Below are 23,528 nucleotides of genomic sequence, written 5' to 3' on the forward strand. Positions count from 1 at the left end.
TTCAGGAGTTGAAGCCGAGGCCGAAGCGGTCGAGGGTGCGCAGCCACAGGTTGCGGCGGCCCTCGTGCGCGTCGGCGGCGAGGATGCTGCGCCGCGTGTACTGGATGATCGGGTTCCGGAACGGCTCCGGCGGGACGGGGAACGGGCGGCGGCGCACGATGTCGTACCGGAGCCGCGAGGTCGGCTCGCCCGCGAGCAGGTCGAGCGCGACGTCGGCGCTGAAGCGGGACGCGCCGACCCCGAGCCCGGTGTGGCCGACGGCGTAGGCGACGCGTCCGCCGCGGGCGGTGCCGTACGCGGCCGTGAACCGGGTGGTCGAGTCGATCGGGCCGGCCCACCGGTGCGTGAACCGCACGCCCTCGAGCTGCGGGAAGGTGTCGGCGAAGTGGCGCGCGAGCAGCGCGTGCGAGCCGCCCTGCTGCTCGTAGGCCGGATCGACGCGCCCGCCGCGGTGGTAGACCGCGTCCCAGCCGCCGAACAGGATGCGCCCGTCGGCGGTCGGCCGGTAGTAGTGGAACTGGTTGCCCGCGTCGGTGAGCCCCTGGCCCTCCGCCCAGCCGATCGACTCGCGCTGCGCGCTCGTCAGCGGCTCGGTCATGAGCACGTGGTCGTAGAGCGGCATGATGTACGAACCGAGGCGCTTCAGCGGCGCGGGATACGCCGCGGTCGCGACGATCGCGCCGCGCGCGACGACCTCGCCTCCGTCGGTGCGCACGACGACTCCGGTCCCGGAGCGATCGATCCCGGTCACGCGCGAACCGTCGTGGATCCGGACCCCCCGGCGCTCGAGCTCGACGGCCATGCCCCATGCGAGTCGCGCCGGGTCGACGAGGACGGTGCCGCTCCGGTCGCGGAGCCCCGCGAGGTACGTGGGCGAGTGCACGTCGGCCTGCACCTCGTCTCGCGACTGCAGTTCCAGGGCGACGCCGTGGCGCGCGCCGAGCTCGACCGCCTCGCGGAGCCCGTCGACCTGCCACGGCTCGACCGCGAGCGTCGTCTTGCCGACGCGGCGCAGGTCGCAGTCGATGCCCGCGGCCTCGATCGTCGCGACGAGGTCGGCGAGGTTGCGCTCGCCCTCCTCGTGCAGCGCCCCGACCTGGTCGGGCCAGACCATGGTGCCGTGCGCGAGCCCGTGGGTCAGCGACGACGAGACGAACCCGCCGTTGCGCCCGCTCGCCCCGTAGCCGACCCGCTCGGCCTCGAGCACGACGACGGATGCCGCGCTCCCGCGCTCGAGCGCGCGCCACGCGGCCCACAACCCGGTGAACCCGGCGCCGACGACGACGAGGTCGGCCTCGTGCCGCCCGGCCAGGGCCGGACGCCGGGCCGGCGCCTCGGGGCGGTCGGTCCAGTAGGGGCGAGGTGCGGCGTCGGAGATCGCCGCGGCGGCGGCGTCCGTCATCGACGCACTCACTCGACCCCCGCAGCGGAGGAGCCGACGCCCGCGCCGACCGGCAGCCCGACGCCCGCGATGATCTCGGCGGCCTTCGCGACACCGTGGCGCGAGCGGATGGCGGTGCCGGCCGCCTCGCAGCGGGCGCGGAGCTCGTCGTCGGCGAGGATCCCGGTGACGGTCGCGCGGAGTTCGTCGGCCGTGAAGCCGTAGGTGTCGAGGCGACGGCCGTAGCCCCGCTCGTCGACGCGCTGGGCATTGTCGTACTGGTCCCAGAAGAGCGGCAGCAGGATCATCGGCTTGCCGAAGTGCATGGCCTCGGTCGTCGTGTTGTTGCCGCCGTGCGTGATGACGAGGTCGGCGAGCGGCAGCAGCCTGGTCTGCGGGAGGAACTCGGCGCCCCACATGTTGTCGGCGAGCTCGAACTCGTCGTGCAGCGGACCCTTCGACACGATCACGTTGACCGGCAGCTCGGCGAGCGCGGCGATGACGCGCTTCATCAGGTCGACGTCGGCGGAGCCGAGCGAGCCGAGGCTGAAGTAGATGAGCGGCCGGCTCCCGTCGGTAAACGAGTCGGGCAGGTCGGCCGGCGCCTGCTCGGTCTCGCGGACCGACGAGTCGAGCCGGTGCCAGCTGTCGTCGAGCGGGCGCACGTCGGTGTAGTCGAGTTCCTCCGGGAAGACGTAGAGGTTCGCGTCGCCCGTGTGGATGAACTCGAGGTCGGGCAGCGGCGGCGCGCCCTGCTCCTGCACCCAGGCGTCGAACGACTCCCAGAGCGCCCGGTGCGTGCGGTCGTACTCGGCGCGGAACGCCGCCCAGCCCTCGCGGTCGTCCTCGCCGAGGCCGGAGAACACCGGCGCGATGTCGTCGCCGGGAACCTCGAGCGGGTTGCAGCTGACGATCCGCACGAACGGCACGCCCGCGGTGACGAGCGCCGGGAAGGTGAGCACGTTGTCCTCGATGATGACGTCGGGCTGCACGCGCCCGATGATCGCCTGCAGCTGCGGCTCGCAGAACTTCGCCCCGTTGACGAGCTCCTCCCAGATGGGGAGGGTCACGGTCTCGAGCTGCTCGGCGGTCGTCTTCCGGAACTCGGGCGCGACCTCCTTGATGTAGTCCTTCCAGAACTGGCCGGCGTCCTGCTCGGCCTCCTCGGCGCCCTCGGCCGGCTCCTCGACCGGCGCGAGGTCGACGAGGTCCTCCTCGAAGCCCAGCGCGGTGAGCTTGCCCTGCCACGAGCGCTCGGCGGCGAACACCACCCGGTGGCCCTGCTTCACGAGTTCGTTGGCGATGCCGATGCAGTTGTTGGTGGGGCCGTAGGCGCTCTCGGGCATGAAGAGGAAGGTGCGGCGAGCGTCGGACATTGCGACTCCGTTCATCGATTCTTTGCAGCAGGATATAGAGAATTCAGCACACCGGAAACCCTGTATTTCGAGGCGATTCCGGGCTAACATTGCGGGGCAGTGCAGACAATCTGTCCGCTCGGGAGGGAGCACCATGGCGAGGCCCAAGCGGCAGGAGGAACGCCGGAGCCAGCTGGTGGCGGCGGCGCAGCGGGCGATCGCGGCGCACGGGCCCGACGGGGCGCGCCTCAACCGGGTGGCCGAGGAGGCCGGGCTGACGTCCGGCGCCGTGCTGTACTACTACCCCGACATCGACGAGCTCATGTTCGAGGCGAACCGCGCCGGCATGGAGCGGTTCTACGAGGGCCGCGTCCGCATGCTCGAGGGCCTGCCCGACGACCCGGTCGTGCGCCTGCTCGCCCTCATCGACTCCGGGCTGCCGAGCGGCTCCGACGACACCGAGGTCCGCCTGCTGTGCGAGCTGGGCGGCTCCGCCGGCCGCAACCCGCTCATGGCGTCGCTGCTCACGACGCTCTACGACCGCCAGGTCGGCATGTACCAGGTGGTCCTCGAGCAGGGCGCCGCGCGCGGGCTCTTCACGCTCGCACAGCCGACGCTCGTGATCGCGCGCAACCTCGTCGCGCTCGAGGATGCGTACGGCTATCGCATCGTCGCCAAGCACCCGACGCTCGACCGCGCGGCGGCGGCCGAGCTGCTGCGCGAGTACGCGCGCCTGGCGACGGGTCACGCGCTGACGTCCTGAGACCGGTTCGGGGCTGATGCCCCGGGCGCTCCGGTTCGGCCGGACGCGGTCGCGATGCCCGCGTCCGCGCCGCCGTCGTCGTCGGTTTCGGCCGCCGCGGCATCCGTCACCGGGATCGCCGTCGTGGGGATGGTCGTGCCGTGCGACGGCGGCTGCGAGGGGTCGCGCGGAACGGCCGACGCGCGGCCGAACGCCACGCCGACCTCGACACCGCGCGCGAGCCGCGTCGCGCCGTGCACGCTCGCGAGGAGCGGCGCGGGCAGGCCCGGCACCTCGACCGAGATCGTCGTCGCCCCGCCGAGGAAGTAGGTGTCGACCACCGTGCCGCGCAGCCCGCCCGAGACGTCGGCGCCGACCGTGACGTCCTCCGGGCGCACGACGGCGGTCGCGGGCGACCCCGCGGCGAGCGCGTGCGACGCGGGAACGAGCCCGATCCCCGGCACCGCCACGCCGTCGGCGGTCGCGTCGCCGTCGAGCAGGTTCGCGGTGCCGATGAACGCCGCGACGAACCGCGAGACGGGTTCGGCGTAGAGCTCCTGCGGGGTCGCCAGCTGCTCGAGGCGGCCCTCGTTGAGCACCGCGATGCGGTCGGCCATCGACATGGCCTCCTCCTGGTCGTGCGTCACGACGACGAACGTGAGCCCGACCTCGTGCTGGAGGCGCTTGAGCTCGAGCTGCATCGACGCGCGCACCTGCCGGTCGAGCGCCGAGAGCGGCTCGTCGAGGAGCAGCAGCTTCGGCCGCTTGATGATCGCGCGCGCGAGCGCGACGCGCTGGCGCTGGCCGCCCGAGAGCTGCGAGGGCCGGCGCCTGGCGAGGTGCCCGAGCCGCACGACCTCCATGACCTCGCCGACGCGCGTGCGGATCTCGGCGCGGCCGACGCCCTCGGCCTCGAGCCCGTACGCGATGTTCTTCTCGACCGACAGGTGCGGGAAGAGCGCGTAGCTCTGGAACATCATGTTCACGGGACGCTTGTGCGCGGGCAGGGGCAGGAGGTCGAGCCCGTCGACCGTGATCCGGCCGGCGGCGGGCGTCTCGAAGCCGGCGATCGAGCGCAGGAGCGTCGTCTTGCCGCAGCCCGACGGGCCGAGCAGGGCGAAGAACTCGTTGTGCGCGATGTCGAGCGAGATGTCGTGCAGGGCGACGGTGTCGCCGTACACGGCGCGGACGCCGTCGACGCGGAGCAGGGGTTCGGCGGTCATCGTTGCGGTCCTGTCAGTCGGGTGAGGCGCTGCGCCGAGATCACCGCGACGATGCTCACGAGCAGCAGGAGGGTGGCGAGGGCGTTCACCTCGGGGGTGACGCCGAAGCGCACCATGGAGTAGATGACGATCGGCAGCGTCGGCTGCGTCGGCGCGGTCGTGAAGAAGGCGATCACGAACTCGTCGAGCGAGAGGGTGAAGGCGAGCAGGGCCCCCGCGACGATGCCGGGCGCGAGCTGCGGCAGCGTGACCCGGAGGAACGTCTTCGCGGGCCCCATGCCGAGGTCGCGCGAGGCCTCCTCGAGGCTCGGGTCGAGGTTCGCCATGCGCGCGAGCACGATCGCCGTGACGAACGCGGTCGCGAATACGCCGTGCGCGAGGATCACCGAGTGCAGCCCGAGCGTGACGCTCAGCAGGGAGAAGAAGGTGAGCAGTCCGATGCCGAGCAGCAGGTCGGGCAGGATCGCGGGCGCGATGGCGAACGCCCGGATCAGTCCGCCGCGCGTGTAGTGGTGGATGCCGTAGGCCAGCAGCGTGCCGAGCACGGTCGCGATGAGCGTCGCCCCGGTCGCCACGATGAGCGTGTTCACGAGGCCCCGCATCATGGCCTCGTCGGCGAAGAGCTCGGGGTACCAGCGCAGCGAGAACCCGGTCCAGACGAACAGGTTGCGCGACTCGTTGAAGCTCATCACGACGACGACGAGGATCGGCAGGTAGAGGAACACGTAGCCGAGCCACAGGGGCACGAGGATGCCGCGGGGCTTCCCGCGGCGCAGGGCCGGCGTGCGCGGCGCGGGCGCGCCATCCGTCATCGCGGTCTCGGTCTCGGGAGCGGTCGCGTCAGCCACGGCGCGGTCCTTCCGTGATGCGGCGGGAGACCGCGGCCTGGATCACGATGACGACCACGAGCAGCATCGTGAGCACGAGCGCGAGCGTCGCGCCGAACGGCCAGTCGCGCGCCTCGTAGAACTGGTCGCGCACGAGGTTGCCGACCATGACGGTCTTGCCGCCGCCGATGAGCTCCGGGATCACGAAGTTCGACATGGCGGGCACGAAGACGAAGATGCAGCCGGTCAGCGCGCCGGGGAGCGAGAGCGGCAGCGTCACGGTGCGGAACGCTCGCCATGGCGAGGCGCCGAGGTTCGTCGCGGCCTCGCGGAGCGAGGGGTCGAGCTGCTGCAGCGACGCGTAGAGCGGGAGGACCATGAGCGGCAGGTACATGTAGAGGAGGCCGACGACGATCGCCTGCGGCGTGTAGAGCATCGAGATCGGCTCGTCGGTCAGGCCGATCGCCTGCAGCCACTGGTTCACGAACCCGGCGTTGTTCAGCAGCAGGATCCAGGCGTACGTGCGGATGAGGAAGTTGGTCCAGAACGGCAGCACGACGGCGACGAGCGCCACGGTCCGCCACTTGGGCGAGAGCCCGGCGATCGCGTACGCCATCGGGTAGCCGAGGAGCAGCGCGAGCACGGTGACGATGAACGCGAGCCCGATCGACTGCAGGATGACGCCCACGTAGAGCGGTTCGGCGAGCTTCGCCCAGTTGTCGAGCGTGAACTCGAACACGAGCCCGCCGAAGCGGCCTCGCTTGAAGAACGTGTAGAACGCCAGCAGCCCGACCGGGATCGCCATGAAGACGATGAGGAAGAGCATGCCGGGCGCGAGGAACGGGGCGGCGGCGAGCCCCCGCCGGGCGCGCTGGGCGCGCACGGCGGGGGTCGCCTGCGGGGTCGTGGTGGTCACGGCGCTCCGGGTCAGTTGGTCGCGAGGACTTCCGCGTTCAGGTCGACGTACTTCAGCGAGTCCTCGCCGAGGTCGACGATCACCTCCTGCTCGAAGAGCTCGTCGACCGTGATGCCGAGCGTCGGGTACGACTCGATGAGCGTCGGGTCCAGCGCCTCCATGGCGACCTGGTTGGGCACCTTGTAGAGGATGTTCTCGGCGACCCAGGTCTGCACCTCGGGGTCGAGGATGTAGTTGATGAAGGCCATCGCGGCCTCCTTGTTCTCCGAGCTCTTCAGCACCGTCATGGTGTCGACCCAGAGGTCGGCGCCCTCGTCGGGGACCACGAACTCGATGTCGGGGTTCTCGGCGATGCCGTAGTTGCACCATCCGTCCCACGCCTCGACCATGGCGGCCTCGCCAGAGACGAGCTTGGAGTAGAAGGTCGTGTCGTCGTAGGCGAGCAGGGTCGGCTTGGTCTCGAGGAGCTGCGCCTTCGCCTCCTCGAGCTCGGCGTCGTCGGTCGTGTTGACCGAGTACCCGGCCGCCTTCAGCGCGGGAAGCGCGAGCCATCGGTCGGTCGAGAGCATCGTGGTCTTGCCGTCGAGCTCGGGCTTCGGGTTCAGCAGGTCGTTCCACGACGTCGGTGCGAAGCCGGTGAGGTCGGGACGGTAGCAGAGGCCCGTGGTGCCCCAGGCATAGGGCTCGGAGTAGACGTTGCCCTCGTCGTAGGCGAGCTCGAGCGCCTCGGGATACAGGTTGGACTCGTTGGGGACGAGCTCCTTGTCGAGCTCCTGCAGGAGGCCCTGCTCGGCGAGTGCCTGCGCGTACTGGCCCGACACGAAGGCGACGTCGATGCCGGGGTCGGAGCTCGCGGTGAGCTTGGCCACCACGTCCTCGTTCGTGGCGTGGTTGACGATGGTCGTCTTCACGCCCGTCGCCTCCTCGAACTTCTCGGCGAGGTCCTCGGGGTAGTAGTCGGCCCAGATCGAGACGGTCAGCGTCTGCTCGGAGAGGTCGGCGGTGCGGTCGATGCCGGACCCGTCGCCGCCGTCACCGCCGGCACAGGACGAGAGGACGAGCGCGAGTGCAGCGGTGCCGGCCGCTGCGATGGAGATGCGACGCATGGTGGGCATGAGGTACCTCCTGGGGACGTCGGAAAGGTTGAGGAATTGTTGCACCGGGCATCAAGAAACCGCAATGCTTTTCTGGACGCTCTGGAGCCTGTTTTGCACAGTTGTTACAATCCGGATTCAATGAACTCGTTGCTCGGTGGCGAGCGGCCCGAGATCGCCGGCCGCACGCTCGCGGTCGCGCCCTCCGGCGAGGTGACGTTCGACGGGGCACGACCGGCGGCTGGCGACGGCATCGCGCGCGAGCTCGCGCGGCTCGTCGATCCGAGCGTTCCGACGGATGCCGCGGAGCGGGCGATCGCGGTCGACCAGACGAACACGTCGATCATCGTCGACGCACGGCTCGTCGTGAAGGTCGTGGGGCGTCGGGGGGCGGCCGATCGGGCCGCGCACCTCCTGCAGCTCCTCGCCGAGGCCGGGTCGACGGATGTCGCCGGCTACGCCGGACGCGTCGACTGGGAGCATCCCGCGCTCGGCACCTCGACGCTCGCGGTCGTCACCGAGTACCTGCCCGACGCGCAGGACGGCTGGGACTGGGCCGTCGACGACGTGGTCGCGTCGCTCGGCGGCGACGGGCCGGAGCCCGACTTCCCCGCGGTGCTCGGGGCGACCGTCGCGCGGCTGCACGACGTGCTCGGCACGCACGCGCGGCCCGCGCCCGACGACGCGCCCGCTGAGCGCGAGCAGCGCGCGCTCGCGGCGCTCGACGCCGCGCTCGAGACGACCGGCCGCTCGGACGGCCCGTCGACCGCTCGCCTCGCGAACCGCGCCGAGGAGTTGCGCCGCGACATCCGCTCGCTCGGTACCGCAGCGCCCGGCCTCGCGTTCGACCTGCACGGCGACCTGCACGTCGGGCAGGTGCTCCGCTCCCCCGGCACTCCGCCGAGGTACACGGTCATCGACTTCGACGGCGATCCCCAGCTCGACGCCTCCGAACGGGGCCGGGCGGATGCCGCCGCGCGCGACGTCGCGCACCTGCTCGTGTCGCTCGACCTCGTCGCGGCCGTCGCCCAGAAGCGACTCGGCCGGGCCGAGCCGGCCGCGTTCGCCTGGGCCGACCGCGCCCGCCGCGCGCTGCTCGAGGCCTACCGTGCGACGCTCGTGCGGAGCGAGCTGTTCGACCCCGCGCTCGTGCCCGGGCTCGAGGCCGAGCAGCTGGCCGCCGAGCTCACGTACGCCGACCGGTTCCTGCCGCGCTGGCGCTACGCGCCCGATGCGGCGATCACGCACCGCTACCCCTCGACCGACGAGCTTCCGGAGGACCCGTGGACACCGCCGCCTTTCGAGCCGACCTCGACCTGATCCCGGACGCGCTCGGCCGGCTCGCCGACGCGCTCGAGGACGGGATCGCGGGGCTCGACCGCCTCGCGCTGCTCGGCGCCTCTCGCGTGCTCGTGCTCGGCATGGGGTCGAGCCGCTACGCGGCCGACGTCGTCGCGCGACGCTTCCGCGCCGTCGGGGCGAACGTGCTCGTGGAGCTCGCGAGCGTCGAGCTGCTGCCGCCCGCCGCGCCCGACCTGGTCGTGGTGGCGGTCTCCGCCACCGGCGGGAGCGTCGAGGTCCTCCGCGCGATCGAGCGCTACCGCGGCACCGGTCGGCTCGTCGCGATCACGAATCGCCCGGAGTCGCCGCTCGCCCAGGCGGCCGACGTCGTGGTCCCGCTGCACGCCGGGGTCGAGGCGTCCGGCGTCGCGTGCCGCACGTTCCGCGCGACCTTCACGGTGCTCGACGAGGTGCTCGCCGAGCTCCTCGGCACGGCGCCGCCCGCACGGTTCGACGCCGCGGCCCTGCGGCGCGGGGCCGACGCGAACGCGGCGCTGCTCCACTCGTCCGGCGACTGGCTCGACCCCCTCGCCGACCTGCTGACGGGGCCGGACGGCACCTGGGCGCTCGCGCCCGCCGAGCGCCTGTCGAGCGCCCAGCAGTCGGCGCTCATGCTGCGCGAGGTGCCGCGCCTCGGCGCCTTCGCGTCGGAGACCGGCGACTGGTCGCACGTCGACGTCTACCTCACGAAGACGCAGGACTACCGCGCGCTCGTCTTCGCCGGCTCCGCCTGGGACGCGCAGGCGCTCGACTGGATGCACCAGCGCGGCTCGCGCTTCGCGGCCGTCGGCGGCGTCCTCGACGGCGCGGAGCTCACCGTCCGCTATCCGGGCGACGACGATCCGATCGTCGCGGCCCTCGCCGACGCCCTCCTCGGCGAACTCGTCGCCGAGCGCCGACTCGCAGTGCCTCCTCGCCGCGACTAGTCGGCCAGGAGCAGCAGTCGCAGGGCGACCTCCTCCGCGTCGCCCGGAGCATTCCACAGCACGATCGAGGCCACGCCCGCCTCGCGGTCGACGAACAGCACGCTCGAGTAGCCCCCGGTCTGGCCCGAGTGGAGGGTGACCGTGCGAGCGCTGCGCGAATCGACGAACCAGAGGTAGCCGATCGCGAACCGCGAGTTGATCTCGAACACCGGATCGAGTGCCGCGCTGTCGGCGAAGGGACCCGAGATGACCGAGCGCGCGAGGCCCACGAGGTCGTCGAGGGTCCCGGCGACGCCCCCAGCCGGCGCGTACTCGCCGAAGGTCCACGGCTCGACCGGGATCTGGGCGAGCGTGTAGCCCGGCTGGAGGCCGTCCGGCACCTCGGCATCCGTGCCGACGACCACCGCGCCGTCCATGCCCGCCGGATCGAGGACGCGCTCCCGGAGCAACTGCGAGTACTCGGTGCCCGCGGCCGCCGCGAGCGCCTGGCCGAGCAGGGCCGGGCCCACGTTGTCGTACGAGAAGTCGGCGTCATCGAGGACCTCGACGGTCATCGCCTGCGCGACGAGCGCACCCGCCTCGTCCGGGAAGGGGTCGTCGTCCGTCGACGCGTCCGGGAGGTCCGGCATCCCGGCCCGATGGGTCGCGAGCCGGTCGAGGGTGGCGGACGCCGCATCCGAGGTCCCGAGTTCGAGGAAGTCGCCGACCGGGTCGTCGACGGCCACCTCACCACGTCGGACGGCCTCCGCGAACAGGAGTCCCGTGAGCGCCTTCGTGATCGATCCGAACTCGAACATCGTCGAGGCGTCGGCGTTCACGAACGCGGTGCGCACCTCGTCGTCGATCACCAGGGCGACCGCCGCCCGATCGACCCCATCGCCGAACGTGCCGCCGACGGCGGCGAGCAGTTCGGCGTCGCCCGACGTCGCCCCACCCGACGACGGGGGCGTCGGCGTCCGGGTGCCGGCCGAGTCTGCGGCGGTATCGCCGACCGAACACCCGGAGACGAGCAGCACTGCCGCGACCATCATCGACGCGGCACCGAATCGGAGCGGCTCCCGCGCGGCCGACGACGCTACGCCCGCATGCATCACCCCACCTCGGTTCGCCCCGAATGGTACTCCGGCGGCTCCCGTGCCGCATCAGCCGACCACGAGGCCGAGGAGCGGGCGCAGCCGCAGCCACGGCCACGCCTCCTCCGAGTTCGAGAGCAGCACCGCCGCGCGGCCCGCGCGTTGGTCGGCGAGCACGGCCGCCGTGAACCCCTCGGCGGAGCCGGTGACGTAGACGACCTCGCCGTCGTCCGACGAGATGCGCTCCCAGAACAGTCCGACCTCGATCTGCGGCCACCGGGTGGCGTCGACCGGTTCGAGGGCCGCGCTCTCGGCGAAGGGTCCGTCGAGGATCGCCCGGGCGAGCGCGACCGCGTCGCCGATCGTGACCACGGCGCCGACGGCGGGCGCATAGGCCCCCGACCCCCTCGCGGCCACGCGTTCGCCCTGCCGGTCGTGCCCTTGCGCGAGGCCGTCGGGCAGCAGGTCGCCGGATTCGACCACCAGGGCGTCCGCCATCCCCGCGGGAGCGAACACGCGCTCCGCGAGCAGGTCGGCGTACCGGGTCCCGGTGGCAGCCGCCAGCGCCTGCCCGACGAGCGCGCCGTCGAAGTCGCTCGGGTTGTACTCGAGTTCGGGTACGAGGTCGAGCGAGGCGACCCGGGCGATCAGGGCGTCGAGGCCGCCCCGGTCGAGTGCCCGTTCCCCGGGGGCCGCGGCCGGCTCGTAGGCTCCCGGCCCGAGCGGGTCCTGCGGGAGCCCGGCGTGGTGGGTCGCGAGGCTTCGGAGCGACAGCGCGGCGGCCGGCGCGTCCCCGAGGTCGAGGTAGGCCGAGACCGGGTCGTCGAGGGCGACCTCGCCACGGTCGATCGCGTCGGCGAGGAGCAGCCCGGTGAGCGCACTCGTCGCTCCTCCGAACCCGAACCGGGTCCCCGCATCGGCGGTCACGAAGGCGGTCCGCACCTCGTCGCCGTCGATCAGCGCGATCGCGACGCGATCCCCGGCGTTCGTGTACTGCGCGCGCGCGATCGAGAGCAGTTCCTCGTCGCCCGTGAGGAGCTGGTCGTACGGCGGGCCCGAGACGCATCCGCTCATCGCCCCGATCGCCACCGCCGCGACGACGGCGGCTGCGACGTGCCGGTGCGAGTGCGGATGCCGGTGCGCCACGCGGTGCGCGGCCATACCGGGCATGGTACTCGCGCTCCCTGATCGCGCCCTCCGACCTCGCGGCCCCATCGCGCCCGCCGACGTCCGACCAGCGCATGAGGATCCGGCTGATGCCGCGCCCCGTGGCACCCCCGACCGGATTCTCATGCGCCGAGTCGGGGCGGTTAGGCTCGCGGCCATGGCCTACGACGTCGCCCGCATCCGCTCCTGGTTCCCCGCCCTCGAGCACGGCTGGGCGCTCTTCGACGGCCCGGGCGGCACGCAGGCGCCGCGCCGGGTCGGCGAGGCGATCGCCGCGACGCTCACCGGTCCGCTCTCGAACCGCGGGCAGCTCGGCGAGTCGGCGCAGCGAGCGGATGCCGCGGTCGCGGCGTTCCGTTCGGCGGTCGCCGACTTCACGGGCGCCGACCCGCGCGGCGTCGTGCACGGCCGGAGCGCAACTCAGCTCGTCTACGACTTCTCGCGCCACCTGTCGACGGGCTGGGGCCCCGGCGACGAGGTCGTGGTCACCCGGCTCGACCACGACTCGAACGTGCGCCCCTGGGTGCAGGCCGCCGAGCGTGCGGGCGCGACCGTTCGGTGGGTCGCGTTCGACCCGGCGACGGGAGAGCTCCCGGTCGAGGCCGTGGCATCCGCCCTCACCGACCGCACCCGGCTCGTCGCCGTGACGGCGGCCTCGAACCTCATCGGCACGATGCCCGACGTCCCCGCCATCGCCGAGGCCGCGCACGCCGTGGGCGCCCTGCTCTTCGTCGACGGCGTCCACTACGCCGCGCACGAGCTGCCCGACCTCGTCGCGCTCGGCGCCGACCTCCTCACCTGCTCGCCGTACAAGTTCCTCGGGCCGCACTGCGGACTGCTCGTCGCCGACCCGACGCTCCTCGAGTCCATCGCGCCCGACAAGCTGCTGCCCGCGACCGACGTCGTTCCCGAGCGGTTCGAGTTCGGCACGCTGCCGTACGAGCTGCTCGCGGGCGTGACGGCCGCGGTCGACGTGCTCGCCGCGCTGGCCGCCCCGGCCGACGGGCCCGCCGAGACGGCCGGCGGCACGGCGGATGCCTCCGGCTCCCGGCGCACGCGCCTCGCCGCGTCGTACGCCGCCCTGCACGAGCACGAGTCGCGCCTGCTCGCCCGGCTCGAGTCGGCGCTCGCCGACCTGCCCGGCACGACGGTGCACTCGCGCGCATCGCGGCGCACCCCGACGCTGCTGGCCACCTTCGCCGACCACGAGGCATCCGCCGTCTCGGACGCCCTCGCCGCGGACCGGGTGCTCGCACCGAGCGGGAACTTCTACGCACTCGAGGCGTCGCGCCACCTCGGGCTCGGCGACGACGGCGGACTGCGCATCGGGCTCGCGCCCTACACCGACGACGAAGACGTCGATCGCCTCATCGCCGGCCTGCGACGCGCCGTCGCCTGACGCGGCCGCGCTGCGCGCCCTCAGGCGCATGGGAATCCGCCACTCACCGCCCCCGCGACCCCATCTGCCGGAATCCATGCGGGAGGAGATCCGGGTCGCGACCTGCGACGAACCGGGGCATGTCCTCCGCCGAGCGGGCGCCGGGCAATAGTCTGGGCGCATGACCCCCGCCGAGGCCGGCGCCGAACTGCGCCGACTGCACGTCGACGACGAGCTGCTCCAGGTCGTCAACGTGTGGGACGTGGTGAGCGCGAATGCCGTCGCCGCCCTTCCCGAGACCCGGGCGCTCGCGACCGCGAGCCACTCGATCGCCGCCGCCTACGGATACCCGGACGGCGAGCACATCCCGGTCGAGCTCATGCTCGACATGGTCGGGCGGATCGCACGCGCCGTGGGGGTCCCGGTGAGCGCCGACCTCGAGGCGGGCTACGGCGACCCCGGCGGAACGATCCGGCGCGCGATCGGCGAGGGCGTCGTCGGCGCGAACCTCGAGGACCAGCTGCGGCCGCTCGCCGACTCGGTGGCCGCGGTCGAGGCCGCCGTCGCCGCGGCCGACGCCGAGGGCGTCCCGTTCGCGCTCAACGCTCGCACCGACGCCTGGCTCCGCGGCAAGGACCGGCCGCGCGAGGTGTGGATCGCCGACGCGATCGAGCGGGGGCGCGCCTACCTCGATGCAGGAGCCACGTGCGTGTTCGTGCCCGGGAACTTCGGCGAGGAGGTCGTCGCCGAGCTGGTCGATGGCATCGGATGGCGTTGGGTGAGCCTCATCGGCCTCCCCGACGTCCCGCCGCCCGACCGGCTCGCCGAACTCGGCGTCGCACGCATCTCGTACGGGCCGTATTCGCAGCGCGTCGCGCTCGCGTCGCTGCAGGACCTCGCGGCCATGCTGTACCGCGGCGGCGTGCTGCCCCGCGGCATCCGCCCACTGAACTGAGCCGCCGCCGGGCCGCGACGGCATCACGACACATCGAGAGGATCGCGCATGGGCGATGGGACCACCATCGAGATCACCGGACTCACCAAGCGCTTCGGCGCCGTCACGGCCGTCGACGACCTGACCTTCACGGTCGAACCCGGCCGGGTGACCGGGTTCCTCGGGCCGAACGGCGCCGGGAAGACGACCACGCTCCGCACACTGCTCGGCCTCGAACGCCCGACGGCCGGCACGGCGACCTTCGGCGGCACCGTCTACCGCGACCTGAGGAAGCCGCTCGAGACGGTGGGCGCAGCACTCGACGCGGCCTTCCATCCGGGCCGCACGGCCCGCAACCACCTGCGCGTCACCGCGACCTCCGCCGGCATCCGCTCGTCACGGGTCGACGAGGTGCTCGAGCAGGTCGGCATGTCGGAATTCGCGAACCGCCGCGTCGGCGGGTTCTCGCTCGGCATGCGTCAGCGGCTGGCGCTCGCGACCACGCTGCTCGGCGACCCCCGCGTGCTCGTGCTCGACGAGCCGATCAACGGCCTCGACCCCGAGGGCATCAAGTGGATCCGCGGGTTCCTGCAGTCGCTCGCCCGCGACGGTCGCACCGTGCTGGTGAGCTCGCATCTCCTGAGCGAGGTGCAGCAGTCGGTCGACGAGGTCGTCATCATCTCGCGCGGGCGGCTCGTCCGGACCGGTTCGCTCTCGAGCCTCGAACTCGACGCCTCGCCGCGGACCGTCGTCGACTCGCCCGACCGCGCCCGACTGGCCGCCGCGCTCGACCAGGCCGGCCTCGACTACACGGAGGGTCGCGGCGGGCTCATCGTCGTCGAGCCGGATCCGGGCATCGTCGGGCATGCCGCGTTCCTCGGCGGCGTCGAGCTGAGTTCGTTGCACCCGTTGAAGTCGGGGCTCGAGGACTCGTTCCTCGCGCTCGTCGGCGAGGGCGAGGGCGAGGCGTGATGTCGATCGTGCGTTCCGTCGGTGCGGAGTTCCAGAAGGTCCTGACCACCCGCATGTGGTGGCTGCTCGCGATCGTTCTCGTCGGCTACGTCGCCGTGATGTCGGGCGGCTTCGGCGCATTCCTCGGATGGGCGATCCAGAACCCGGATGCCGCCGCGGCAGCGGGCGGGAACACCGGGGTCCCGCCGGGCGTCGACCTCGCGCCGCTGCTCTACAGCTTCGCGTCGTCGATCGGATACGTGTTCCCGGTCCTCCTCGGCGCCCTCGCGGTGACGACGGAGTTCCGGCACCGCACGCTCACGACGACGTTCCTCGCCGAGCCGCACCGCACCACGGTCCTCTCGGGGAAGTTCGCCTCGCAGCTCGTCGTCGGCGCCGCCTTCGGCGTCATCGGCTTCGCCACCTCCGTCGGGGCCGGCGCCGCCGCCCTCGCCGCCTTCGACCTCGACACCGGCCTCGACTCGAGCGACACCTGGGCGCTGATCGGTCGCGGCATCCTCGCCATGGCCCTCTGGGGGGCGATCGGGGTCGGGCTCGGCGCGCTCGTGCCGAACCAGGTCGCGGCGATCGTGATCGTCATCGCGTTCACGCAGTTCGTCGAGCCCGTGCTGCGGCTCGTGTCGTCGCTCAACGACGTCACCGCGTCGATCGGGCGGTTCCTGCCCGGGGCGGCGAGCGACGCGCTCGTCGGCGCCTCGTTCTACAGCGTGGCCTCGCTCGGAGCGAGCGACGCGCTCGAGTGGTGGCAGGGCGGGCTCGTACTGCTCGGCATCGCCGTCGTGACGACGATCATCGGCGGGGCGACGACGTGGCGCCGCGACGTATCGTGACGTGCCGTCGCGGGCGTAGCATCCGTCCATGAACCTGCTCGCGATCGTCGGCAGCGCCGTGGTGGTGCTCGCCGCGCTGCTGCACGTCTACATCTTCGTGCTCGAGAGCGTCCGCTGGATGCAGCCGTCGACCTGGCGCGTGTTCGGCGTGCGCGACCGCGAGCAGGCCGAGGTGCTCCGCCCGATGGCGTACAACCAGGGGTTCTACAACCTGTTCCTCGCGATCGGGGCGCTCGCCGGCATCTGGCTCCTGTGGACGGAGCTGCCGAGGGCCGGGCTGGCGCTCGCGCTCTTCAGCACGGCGTGCATGGCCGCGGCGGCCGTGGTGCTGACGACGACGGGCCGCGGCTACCTGCGCCCGGCGCTCGTGCAGGGCACGCTGCCGCTCATCGGGTTCGTGCTGCTGCTGCTCCTCGCCTGAGCCTCGCCGGCGGCCTTCTCGCGCCGCATGCGGGAATGACCGGCTCAGTCGCCGCTCGTCTCCTCTTGTGCGAAGTCGTCGGCCTCGACGCGCGGCGCGGCCGGCTGGGCGTCGTCGTCGTCGGGTGCGCCGACCTTCAGCCGGTCGATCAGCTCGGTCGCCCGGCTGGTGCTGAGGACGAGCCGGCCGAACTCGCCGTCCGACAGCTCGAGCACGACCGCCTGGCGCTTGCCCTTCACGAGCACGAAGTCGCTGCCGCTGTGCGTCTTCCAGACCCCGACGGCGATGACGAGCGGCACCTCGGAGCCACGGCGGCGGATGCCGCGGATCCAGATCCACGGGTCGTCGGTGATGATGGCCGAGCGGATGTCGTCGCGCTGGACGATGACGTCGGCGCCGCGCAACGCGAGCGACTTCTCGGCCGGCGTGAGGTGGACCTCGAGCCGATCGTTGTGGACGCGCAGGTTGGCCATATCTCCCATCCTGCCCGAGCCCGCCGTCATGGTCGTGGTCGACGCTCCACAAAGGCAGGATCGGTTCCGTTGCCGGAACCTCTCATCGCGCGGCGAGGCTCGCCGGCAGGATGCGGGTCAGGCGGCCGGCGGGCGAGCGGATGCCGCCGCGCGCGCTGCGGTCGGGAGCGCGTCGAGGATCCGCGAGACCGCCGACTCGTCGTGCGCGGCCGTCACGAACCACGCCTCGAAGACGCTCGGCGGCAGCGAGACGCCGGCGTCGAGCATCGCGTGGAAGAAGGGCGCGTAGCGCCACGACTCCTGGGCGAGCACGCCCGCGTAGTCGTGCGCGCCCCCGGCGACGGCCTCGCCGAACAGGAAGCTGAAGAGGTTGCCCGCGACCTGCACGCCGTGCGCGACCCCCTCGGCGGAGAGCGCGGCCGAGACCTCGCGCTGCAGCAGCGCACTGACCTCGTCGAGCTTCGCGTAGACCGCGTCGTCGGCGAGGCGCAGCGTCGTGACGCCCGCGGTCACGGCGACCGGGTTCCCCGAGAGCGTGCCCGCCTGGTAGACCGGGCCGAGCGGGGCGAGGCGCTCCATCACGTCGGCACGACCGCCGAGCGCGGCGACGGGCATGCCGCCGCCGACGACCTTGCCGAACGTGACGAGGTCGGGCGTGTACGCGGCATCCGTCGCGGCCTCGATGCCCCACCAGCCGGCCCTCGAGACGCGGAAGCCGGTGAGCACCTCGTCGCTGATGACGAGCGCGCCGTGCGCGTGGGCGAGCTCGACGAGCGCGCGGTTGAAGCCGGGCTGCGGCGGCACGACGCCCATGTTGGCGGCGGCCGCCTCGGTGATCACGGCGGCGATGCGGTCGCCGTGCTCGGCGAACACCGCGCGTAGCGCGTCGAGGTCGTTGTAGGGCACGACGAGCGTGAGCGCGGCGACGTCGGCCGGCACGCCCGCGGAGCCGGGAAGCGCGAACGTCGCGAGGCCCGAGCCCGCCTCGGCGAGCAGGCCGTCGGAGTGGCCGTGGTAGTGCCCGGCGAACTTCACGAGGAGGTCGCGGCCGGTGAACCCGCGGGCGAGGCGGATGGCGCTCATGGTCGCCTCGGTGCCCGTCGACACGAGCCGCAGCTTCTCGACCGGGGCGACGCGCTGCTCGATGAGCTCGGCGAGCTCGGTCTCCACCGGCGTGGACGCGCCGAACGAGAGGCCGCGGGCGGCCGCGTCCTGCACGGCGGCGACGACCTCGGGGTGGGCATGGCCGAGGATCGCGGGCCCCCATCCGGCGACGAGGTCGACGTACTCGCGACCCTCGGCGTCGGTGACGTACGGGCCGCGCGCCGAGACGAGGAAGCGCGGCGTGCCGCCGACCGACCGGAAGGCGCGGACGGGCGAGTTCACGCCACCCGGGATCGCGGCCTGCGCGCGGGCGAAGAGGTCGGCGTTGGTCGCCGTGGATGCGGTGGTCATTCGGTCCCCTCCCGGAGCCATCCGGCGAGCTCGGTCGCCCAGTAGGTCAGCACGGCGTCGGCGCCGGCACGGCGGATGCCCCGGACCGACTCGATCACCGCGCGGCGGCGGTCGATCCAGCCGTGCATGGCGGCGGCCTCGATCATCGCGTACTCGCCAGACACCTGGTACGCCCAGACGGGCACCTCGCTCGCGGCGGCCACGTCGGCCAGCACGTCGAGGTACGACCCCGCGGGCTTGACCATCACGACGTCGGCGCCTTCGTCGATGTCGATCATGGCCTCGCGGAGGCCCTCGCGGCGGTTGCCGGGATCGAGCTGGTACGTGCGGCGATCACCCTCGAGCGTCGACTCGACCGCGTCGCGGAACGGGCCGTAGAACGCCGAGGCGTACTTGGCCGAGTACGCGAGGATGGCGGTGCTCGTGAATCCGGCGCCGTCGAGCGCGTCGCGCACCGCGGCGACCTGGCCGTCCATCATGCCCGAGAGGCCGAGGAGCTGCGATCCGGACGCCGCCTGGACGAGCGCCATCTCCCGGTACCGCTCGAGCGTCGCGTCGTTGTCGACGCGGCCGAGCTCGTCGAGCACGCCGCAGTGGCCGTGGTCGGTGAACTCGTCGAGGCACAGGTCGGTCTGCACGACGAGCGCGTCGCCGACCTCGTCGGCCACGATGCGCGTCGCGACGTTGAGGATGCCGTTCGGGTCGACACCGCACGAGCCGGTCGCATCGCGGGTCTCGGGCACGCCGAACAGCATCACGCCGCCGACGCCCGAGGCTGCGGCATCCGTCACCGCCTGCTTCACCGAGTCGAGCGAGTGCTGCACGACGCCCGGCATCGAGGCGATCGGCATCGGCTCGCTCACGCCCTCGCGGACGAAGATCGGGAGGACCAGCTCGGCGGGGTCGAGGCGGGTCTCGGACACGAGGCGGCGCAGGGCCGGCGTCTCACGGAGTCGCCGGGGCCGCACGCGGGGCGCGGGTGCGGAAGTCACCCGGCAAGCCTACGCGGGCGCGCCTGTGCGGTCGGTGGGCGCGGGTGCGCGGGGTGGGCCGAGTGGCCGCCGCCGTCCGAGCGCGATTTCTGCGGTGGAGGTCCGGATGGAACCGCACTCCACCGCAGAAACGGCACTCCGATGCGAGCGCGCGGTCGCGTGCGCGGGCGAGCGGATGCCGCGGGCGGACTCAGGCGCTCGCGAGCGCGGAGTTCACCACTGCGTCGATGAGCGACTCGGCCGACCGCTCCGCCGCGATCACGTCGACGCGGAGGCCGAAGGCCGCGGCATCCTTCTGCGTCTGCGGGCCGATCGCCGCGACGAGGGTCTTCTCGGGCACGGGGCCGAGCTGCGCCTGCACCTGCTCGGCGACGCTGCCCGAGGTCACGAGGATCGCGTCGACCTTGCCGGCCCGCACGTCGTCCACGACCTTCTGCGTGACCGGCACGCCGACCGTGCGGTACGCGACCACGGCCTCGACGTGGTGGCCGATGCGCTCGAGGCCGACCGAGAGCACCTGCTTGGCGATGGCCGAGCGCAGCGCCAGCACGCGCAGCGGCACCACGCCCTCGGTGGCGGCCTCCCACTCCTCGAGGAGCCCGCGCGCGGAGTTCTCCTCGCTGGGCACGATGTCGGCGCGGTAGCCGGCGGCGACGAGGGCGGCCGCGGTGGTCTCGCCCACCGCGGCGACCTTCGTCGCCTCCGGGATGACCGCACCGTACGAGGAGAGCACGTCGACCGTGGTCGCGCTCGTGACCGTGACCCAGTCGAAGCCGCCGGCGGCGAGCTTCGCGAGCGCCGCCTCGAGTGCGGGCTGGTCGTCGGTCGGCGCGAAGTTGATCATCGGCGCGATGACCGGCGAGGCTCCCCGGGCGCGGAGGGATGCGGCGACCGAGTCGCCCCAGGGCCCGCCGCGGGGCACGAGCACGCGCCAACCTGCGAGCGGCTTGGAGCCGTCGGCTCCGGGCAGGTTGATCGCGCCGGTCATCGGTTCGAATTCGGTCACGGCGACTCCTGGGCAGGTGCGAGGTCGGCGGCGCCGTTGCCGAGGAGGTCCGCGACGACGCGGGATGCGACGTCGCGTGCCGCATCCGCCAAGTCGGCGGCCGAGCGGCTGTCGGGGGTCGCGGCGTGCGAACTCGTCAACTGCCGCGTCCCGTCGGCACTGTACACCGTCGCCGTGAGGAACAGAAGTTCGTCCTCCACGAACGCGGTCGCCCCGACGGGGGCCGCGCAGCCGGCCTCGAGGCCGGCGAGGACGAGGCGCTCGGCGAGCACCGTCGCCCGCGTGGTGCCGTGGTCGACGGCGTCGAGCGCGCGCTGCAGGTGGCGGGACGCGCGCTCGTCGCGGACTTCGAGCGCGAGCGCGCCCTGCCCGGGAGCGGTCGGCCAGTCACTCAGCGCGAAGCGCTCGGTCGCGGCATCCGCTCGCCCCAGTCGGCCGAGTCCCGCGGCCGCCAGCATGACGGCGTCGAGCTCGCCCTGCTCGACGAACCCGAGGCGCGTGTCGATGTTGCCGCGCACGTCGACGGCGACCACGTCGGGGCGCGCTGCGGCGAGCTGCGCGATGCGGCGAGGCGAGCCCGTGCCGATGCGGGCCCCCTCGGGCAGCTCGGCGAGCGTGAGGCCGTCGCGCGCGCACAGCGCATCGCGCGCGTCGGCGCGCTTGGGCACCGCGCCGAGCCTGAGCTGGGGGTGGTCGGCGGTCGGCAGGTCCTTCAGCGAGTGCACGACCACGTCGCACTCGCCCGCGACGAGTGCTTCGCGCAGCGCGGCGGCGAAGACGCCCGTGCCGCCGATCGACTGCAGCGACGCCCGCGACGTGTCGCCCTGCGTGGTGACGGTCACGATCTCGATATCGGCGTCGGCAGCCTTCCCGAGGCGCTCGGCGATCTGGTTGGTCTGGGCGAGCGCGAGGGCGCTGCCGCGCGTTCCGACGCGGATCACGTCGCGCTTGGCCGCCGCGGCGGTCACGGCGCGATCCCCGCGAGGGCCGGCTTGAAGCCGAGTCGCACGTTCTCGCAGCAGCCCGGCCGGCAGACGTCGTACCAGGGGCCGAGGTCGGTCGTGTGCGGGCGCTCGGCGGCGGGCGTGCCGTTGACGCGCTCGAGCACGAGGTCGACGAGACCCGCGACGTACGCCGGGTGCACGCCGGGCGTCGGCACGCGCACGGCGGCCAGGCCATGCTCCTCCGCCGTCTCCATGGCCTCCTCGTCGAGGTCCCACATGACCTCCATGTGGTCGCTGACGAACCCGAGCGGCACGATCACGACGGCCTTGCGGCCCGCTGCGGGCAGCTCGGCGATCGCGTCGTTGACGTCGGGCTCGAGCCACGGCTGCGTCGGCGGCCCCGAGCGCGACTGGTACACGAGCTGCCACGGCACGTCGGCCGCACCGGCCTCGCGCATGACGACCTCGGCGACGGCGGTGTGCTGGGCCGCGTAGGCGCCGCCTTCGCCGAAGCCCCGCTCAGCGGGACCCGACTTCGCGGCATCCGTCGTCGGGATCGAGTGGGTCGCGAACAGCACCTCGACGTCGGTGGTCGGATCGAAGGACTCGTGGTCGGCCTCGAGCTTCGCAAGCGCGTCGCGCACGCCCTCGACGAACGGGGCGACGAAGCCGGGGTGGTCGAAGAACTGCCGGACCTTGTCGATCCGGATGACACCGCCCAGGCCGGTGTCCTCCAGGGCATCAGCGAAGTCCTCGCGGTACTGCCGGCAGCTCGAGTACGACGAGTACGCGCTCGTCGCGACCGCGATGAGCTTCGTGAAGCCCCGATCGCCGGCCTCGCGCAGCGCGTCGTTCATGTACGGGTCCCAGTTGCGGTTGCCCCAGATGACCGGCAGGTCGATGCCGCGGCCGGCCAGCTCGGCCTCGAGCGCCGCCTTCAGCTCGCGGTTGTGCTCGTTGATCGGGCTCACGCCGCCGAAGTGGCGGTAGTGGTGCGCGACCTCCTCGAGGCGCTCGTCGGGGATGCCGCGACCGCGAGTGACGTTCCGCAGGAACGGGATCACGTCGTCCTGGCCCTCGGGCCCGCCGAAGCCGGCGAGCAGGATCGCGTCGTAGGCGACGGGCGCCTCGACGTGCTCGGGGCCGGACTGCGCGGGCTCGGTCGCGCCCGGCACGACCGCACCGGGAGCGAAGGGGGCGGATGTCGCAGCCGCGGGCTTCACCCCGCGCAGCGGGTGGCCCGCCGCGGCGGCCTGCGCGCGCTCGGCCGATTCGGCGCCCGCGCCGCCGAGGTTCGTCGCGGCCATTACTGCAGCACCTCCACGAGCTCGGCGGTCGTGACGCGGCGGCCGGTGTAGAACGGCAGCTCGTCGCGCACGTGCCGACGCGCGTCGGTCGCGCGCAGGTCGCGCATCATGTCGACGAGGTCGTTGAGCTCGTCCGATTCCATGGGCAGGAGCCATTCGTAGTCGCCGAGCGCGAACGCCGACACCGTGTTGGCGACGACGCCCCTGAACGCGGCGCCCTTGCGCCCGTGCTCCGCGAGCATGCGGCCGCGCTCCTCGGGCGGCAGGAGGTACCACTCGTAGCTGCGGACGAACGGGTAGACCGTGAGCCAGGCCTTCGGCTCGATACCGCGGAGGAAGCCGGGCACGTGCGCCTTGTTGAACTCGGCGTCGCGGTGCACGCCCATGGCGTTCCACGTCGGCAGCAGCGCCCGGAACAGCCGCGAGCGGCGCAGCTCCCGAAGCGCCCACTGCAGCCCCTCGGCGGTGGGGCCGTGCAGCCAGAGCATCACGTCGGCGTCGGCCCGGAGGCCGGACACGTCGTAGATGCCGCGGACCACGACGCCCTCGTCCTCGACGAGGTTGATCACGCCGTCGAGCTCGTCGACGAAGCGCGGCACGTCGCGGCCGTCGAGGTCGTCGGGTCGTGCCGGATCCTTGCGGAGCACGGCGAACAGCGTGTAGCCCTCGGGCGAGGGGGTCGGATCGGACTCGGGTGCGCTCGCGGCTGCCCCTTCGGCAGCGGGGGAAGACATGGCACTATCCTCCCCCCGCAACCTGAAAGGTCAAAAA

23 protein-coding genes are annotated in these 23,528 nt (G+C 72.9%); 8 read left to right on the top strand and 15 right to left on the bottom strand.

What is annotated here, in order from left to right:
• Nucleotide 1: 1 nt before the first annotated feature.
• Both ACSJD1_RS15550 and ACSJD1_RS15555 read right to left on the bottom strand, forming a co-directional pair.
• The gene (locus ACSJD1_RS15550) at nucleotides 2-1,402 is read right to left on the bottom strand and encodes an NAD(P)/FAD-dependent oxidoreductase (RefSeq protein WP_438856188.1); all 1,401 of its coding nucleotides are present in this window, start codon (nucleotides 1,400-1,402) and stop codon (nucleotides 2-4) included.
• 8 nt (nucleotides 1,403-1,410) lie between these two features.
• A complete protein-coding gene (locus tag ACSJD1_RS15555; RefSeq protein WP_438856189.1) occupies nucleotides 1,411-2,757 on the bottom strand; it encodes a glycosyltransferase in 1,347 nt (448 codons plus the stop codon).
• 133 nt (nucleotides 2,758-2,890) lie between these two features.
• On the opposite strand from ACSJD1_RS15555, the gene ACSJD1_RS15560 reads away from it, so the two are divergent.
• Nucleotides 2,891-3,499 carry a TetR/AcrR family transcriptional regulator gene (locus ACSJD1_RS15560; RefSeq protein WP_438856190.1) on the top strand — a complete coding sequence of 203 codons (609 nt, stop codon included), beginning with the start codon at nucleotides 2,891-2,893 and terminating at the stop codon, nucleotides 3,497-3,499.
• Here the strand turns inward: ACSJD1_RS15560 and ACSJD1_RS15565 are convergent.
• The 4 genes from ACSJD1_RS15565 to ACSJD1_RS15580 are packed head-to-tail and all read right to left on the bottom strand — an operon-like array spanning nucleotide 3,481 to nucleotide 7,559.
• A complete protein-coding gene (locus ACSJD1_RS15565) occupies nucleotides 3,481-4,701 on the bottom strand; it encodes an ABC transporter ATP-binding protein (protein ID WP_438856191.1) in 1,221 nt (406 codons plus the stop codon). The genes ACSJD1_RS15560 and ACSJD1_RS15565 overlap by 19 nt on opposite strands.
• Nucleotides 4,698-5,549: an ABC transporter permease gene (locus ACSJD1_RS15570; protein WP_438856192.1), complete on the bottom strand. Its 852-nt coding sequence runs from the start codon at nucleotides 5,547-5,549 to the stop codon at nucleotides 4,698-4,700. Before ACSJD1_RS15570 ends, ACSJD1_RS15565 begins: the two co-directional genes overlap by 4 nt.
• Entirely contained in the window at nucleotides 5,542-6,444 is a 903-nt protein-coding gene (locus tag ACSJD1_RS15575) for an ABC transporter permease (RefSeq protein WP_438856193.1), read from the bottom strand. The genes ACSJD1_RS15570 and ACSJD1_RS15575 overlap by 8 nt, the downstream gene beginning before the upstream one ends.
• Nucleotides 6,445-6,455: 11 nt before the next feature.
• On the bottom strand, nucleotides 6,456-7,559 hold the full coding sequence (locus tag ACSJD1_RS15580) for a polyamine ABC transporter substrate-binding protein (protein WP_438856194.1): 1,104 nt from the start codon (nucleotides 7,557-7,559) through the stop codon (nucleotides 6,456-6,458).
• Between the two features lie 120 nt (nucleotides 7,560-7,679).
• Here ACSJD1_RS15580 and ACSJD1_RS15585 point away from each other — a divergent pair, with 120 nt between their 5' ends.
• Entirely contained in the window at nucleotides 7,680-8,858 is a 1,179-nt protein-coding gene (locus tag ACSJD1_RS15585; protein ID WP_438856195.1) for a hypothetical protein, read from the top strand.
• Entirely contained in the window at nucleotides 8,822-9,805 is a 984-nt protein-coding gene (locus ACSJD1_RS15590) for an SIS domain-containing protein (protein ID WP_438856196.1), read from the top strand. The genes ACSJD1_RS15585 and ACSJD1_RS15590 overlap by 37 nt, the downstream gene beginning before the upstream one ends.
• On the opposite strand, the gene ACSJD1_RS15595 is transcribed toward ACSJD1_RS15590, so the two are convergent.
• Both ACSJD1_RS15595 and ACSJD1_RS15600 read right to left on the bottom strand, forming a co-directional pair.
• On the bottom strand, nucleotides 9,802-10,896 hold the full coding sequence (locus ACSJD1_RS15595; protein WP_438856197.1) for a serine hydrolase domain-containing protein: 1,095 nt from the start codon (nucleotides 10,894-10,896) through the stop codon (nucleotides 9,802-9,804). The genes ACSJD1_RS15590 and ACSJD1_RS15595 overlap by 4 nt on opposite strands.
• 51 nt (nucleotides 10,897-10,947) lie before the next feature.
• Nucleotides 10,948-12,039, bottom strand: a complete 1,092-nt coding sequence (locus ACSJD1_RS15600) for a serine hydrolase domain-containing protein (protein WP_438856198.1) — start codon at nucleotides 12,037-12,039, stop codon at nucleotides 10,948-10,950.
• A 163-nt stretch (nucleotides 12,040-12,202) separates the two neighbouring features.
• On the opposite strand from ACSJD1_RS15600, the gene ACSJD1_RS15605 reads away from it, so the two are divergent.
• From ACSJD1_RS15605 to ACSJD1_RS15625, 5 genes are all read left to right on the top strand, one after another.
• A complete protein-coding gene (locus ACSJD1_RS15605; RefSeq protein WP_438856199.1) occupies nucleotides 12,203-13,444 on the top strand; it encodes a cysteine desulfurase-like protein in 1,242 nt (413 codons plus the stop codon).
• Between the two features lie 160 nt (nucleotides 13,445-13,604).
• On the top strand, nucleotides 13,605-14,378 hold the full coding sequence (locus ACSJD1_RS15610) for an isocitrate lyase/PEP mutase family protein (RefSeq protein ID WP_438856200.1): 774 nt from the start codon (nucleotides 13,605-13,607) through the stop codon (nucleotides 14,376-14,378).
• Between the two features lie 48 nt (nucleotides 14,379-14,426).
• Nucleotides 14,427-15,329: an ATP-binding cassette domain-containing protein gene (locus ACSJD1_RS15615; protein ID WP_438856201.1), complete on the top strand. Its 903-nt coding sequence runs from the start codon at nucleotides 14,427-14,429 to the stop codon at nucleotides 15,327-15,329.
• Nucleotides 15,329-16,159: an ABC transporter permease gene (locus tag ACSJD1_RS15620; protein ID WP_438856202.1), complete on the top strand. Its 831-nt coding sequence runs from the start codon at nucleotides 15,329-15,331 to the stop codon at nucleotides 16,157-16,159. The genes ACSJD1_RS15615 and ACSJD1_RS15620 overlap by 1 nt, the downstream gene beginning before the upstream one ends.
• 28 nt (nucleotides 16,160-16,187) lie before the next feature.
• Nucleotides 16,188-16,580: a DUF1304 domain-containing protein gene (locus ACSJD1_RS15625; protein WP_438856203.1), complete on the top strand. Its 393-nt coding sequence runs from the start codon at nucleotides 16,188-16,190 to the stop codon at nucleotides 16,578-16,580.
• Between the two features lie 44 nt (nucleotides 16,581-16,624).
• Here ACSJD1_RS15625 and ACSJD1_RS15630 read toward each other — a convergent pair whose 3' ends face one another.
• From ACSJD1_RS15630 to hemQ, 7 genes are all read right to left on the bottom strand, one after another.
• Entirely contained in the window at nucleotides 16,625-17,053 is a 429-nt protein-coding gene (locus ACSJD1_RS15630; protein ID WP_438856204.1) for a hypothetical protein, read from the bottom strand.
• A gap of 117 nt (nucleotides 17,054-17,170) precedes the next feature.
• Entirely contained in the window at nucleotides 17,171-18,508 is a 1,338-nt protein-coding gene (hemL, locus tag ACSJD1_RS15635; protein WP_438856205.1) for a glutamate-1-semialdehyde 2,1-aminomutase, read from the bottom strand.
• Nucleotides 18,505-19,500, bottom strand: coding sequence for a porphobilinogen synthase (gene hemB, locus ACSJD1_RS15640; protein ID WP_438856206.1), 996 nt, complete (start codon nucleotides 19,498-19,500; stop codon nucleotides 18,505-18,507). Before hemB ends, hemL begins: the two co-directional genes overlap by 4 nt.
• A 190-nt stretch (nucleotides 19,501-19,690) precedes the next feature.
• A complete protein-coding gene (locus ACSJD1_RS15645; protein WP_438856242.1) occupies nucleotides 19,691-20,488 on the bottom strand; it encodes a uroporphyrinogen-III synthase in 798 nt (265 codons plus the stop codon).
• Nucleotides 20,489-20,502: 14 nt separating this feature from the next.
• Nucleotides 20,503-21,474: a hydroxymethylbilane synthase gene (gene hemC, locus ACSJD1_RS15650; RefSeq protein ID WP_438856207.1), complete on the bottom strand. Its 972-nt coding sequence runs from the start codon at nucleotides 21,472-21,474 to the stop codon at nucleotides 20,503-20,505.
• Nucleotides 21,471-22,757: a ferrochelatase gene (locus ACSJD1_RS15655; protein ID WP_438856208.1), complete on the bottom strand. Its 1,287-nt coding sequence runs from the start codon at nucleotides 22,755-22,757 to the stop codon at nucleotides 21,471-21,473. The genes hemC and ACSJD1_RS15655 overlap by 4 nt, the downstream gene beginning before the upstream one ends.
• Nucleotides 22,757-23,491 (bottom strand): hydrogen peroxide-dependent heme synthase, encoded by a 735-nt coding sequence (gene hemQ, locus ACSJD1_RS15660; protein WP_438856209.1) that lies wholly within the window; start codon nucleotides 23,489-23,491, stop codon nucleotides 22,757-22,759. Before hemQ ends, ACSJD1_RS15655 begins: the two co-directional genes overlap by 1 nt.
• Nucleotides 23,492-23,528: the final 37 nt, after the last annotated feature.

The organism is Agromyces excoecariae (genome assembly GCF_051715505.1).
In the GTDB taxonomy this organism is placed as follows: Bacteria; Actinomycetota; Actinomycetes; order Actinomycetales; family Microbacteriaceae; genus Agromyces.

Bases quoted from the DNA above. Each gene is read 5' to 3' on its own strand.
- ACSJD1_RS15550 (WP_438856188.1), bottom strand. From the start codon at position 1,402: ATGACGGACGCCGCCGCCGCGGCGATCTCCGACGCCGCACCTCGCCCC.
- ACSJD1_RS15555 (WP_438856189.1), bottom strand. From the start codon at position 2,757: ATGTCCGACGCTCGCCGCACCTTCCTCTTCATGCCCGAGAGCGCCTAC.
- ACSJD1_RS15560 (WP_438856190.1), top strand. From the start codon at position 2,891: ATGGCGAGGCCCAAGCGGCAGGAGGAACGCCGGAGCCAGCTGGTGGCG.
- ACSJD1_RS15565 (WP_438856191.1), bottom strand. From the start codon at position 4,701: ATGACCGCCGAACCCCTGCTCCGCGTCGACGGCGTCCGCGCCGTGTAC.
- ACSJD1_RS15580 (WP_438856194.1), bottom strand. From the start codon at position 7,559: ATGCCCACCATGCGTCGCATCTCCATCGCAGCGGCCGGCACCGCTGCA.
- ACSJD1_RS15585 (WP_438856195.1), top strand. From the start codon at position 7,680: ATGAACTCGTTGCTCGGTGGCGAGCGGCCCGAGATCGCCGGCCGCACG.
- ACSJD1_RS15595 (WP_438856197.1), bottom strand. From the start codon at position 10,896: ATGCATGCGGGCGTAGCGTCGTCGGCCGCGCGGGAGCCGCTCCGATTC.
- ACSJD1_RS15600 (WP_438856198.1), bottom strand. From the start codon at position 12,039: ATGGCCGCGCACCGCGTGGCGCACCGGCATCCGCACTCGCACCGGCAC.
- ACSJD1_RS15605 (WP_438856199.1), top strand. From the start codon at position 12,203: ATGGCCTACGACGTCGCCCGCATCCGCTCCTGGTTCCCCGCCCTCGAG.
- ACSJD1_RS15610 (WP_438856200.1), top strand. From the start codon at position 13,605: ATGACCCCCGCCGAGGCCGGCGCCGAACTGCGCCGACTGCACGTCGAC.
- ACSJD1_RS15615 (WP_438856201.1), top strand. From the start codon at position 14,427: ATGGGCGATGGGACCACCATCGAGATCACCGGACTCACCAAGCGCTTC.
- ACSJD1_RS15620 (WP_438856202.1), top strand. From the start codon at position 15,329: ATGTCGATCGTGCGTTCCGTCGGTGCGGAGTTCCAGAAGGTCCTGACC.
- ACSJD1_RS15625 (WP_438856203.1), top strand. From the start codon at position 16,188: ATGAACCTGCTCGCGATCGTCGGCAGCGCCGTGGTGGTGCTCGCCGCG.
- ACSJD1_RS15630 (WP_438856204.1), bottom strand. From the start codon at position 17,053: ATGGCCAACCTGCGCGTCCACAACGATCGGCTCGAGGTCCACCTCACG.
- hemL (WP_438856205.1), bottom strand. From the start codon at position 18,508: ATGACCACCGCATCCACGGCGACCAACGCCGACCTCTTCGCCCGCGCG.
- ACSJD1_RS15645 (WP_438856242.1), bottom strand. From the start codon at position 20,488: ATGACCGGCGCGATCAACCTGCCCGGAGCCGACGGCTCCAAGCCGCTC.
- ACSJD1_RS15655 (WP_438856208.1), bottom strand. From the start codon at position 22,757: ATGGCCGCGACGAACCTCGGCGGCGCGGGCGCCGAATCGGCCGAGCGC.
- hemQ (WP_438856209.1), bottom strand. From the start codon at position 23,491: ATGTCTTCCCCCGCTGCCGAAGGGGCAGCCGCGAGCGCACCCGAGTCC.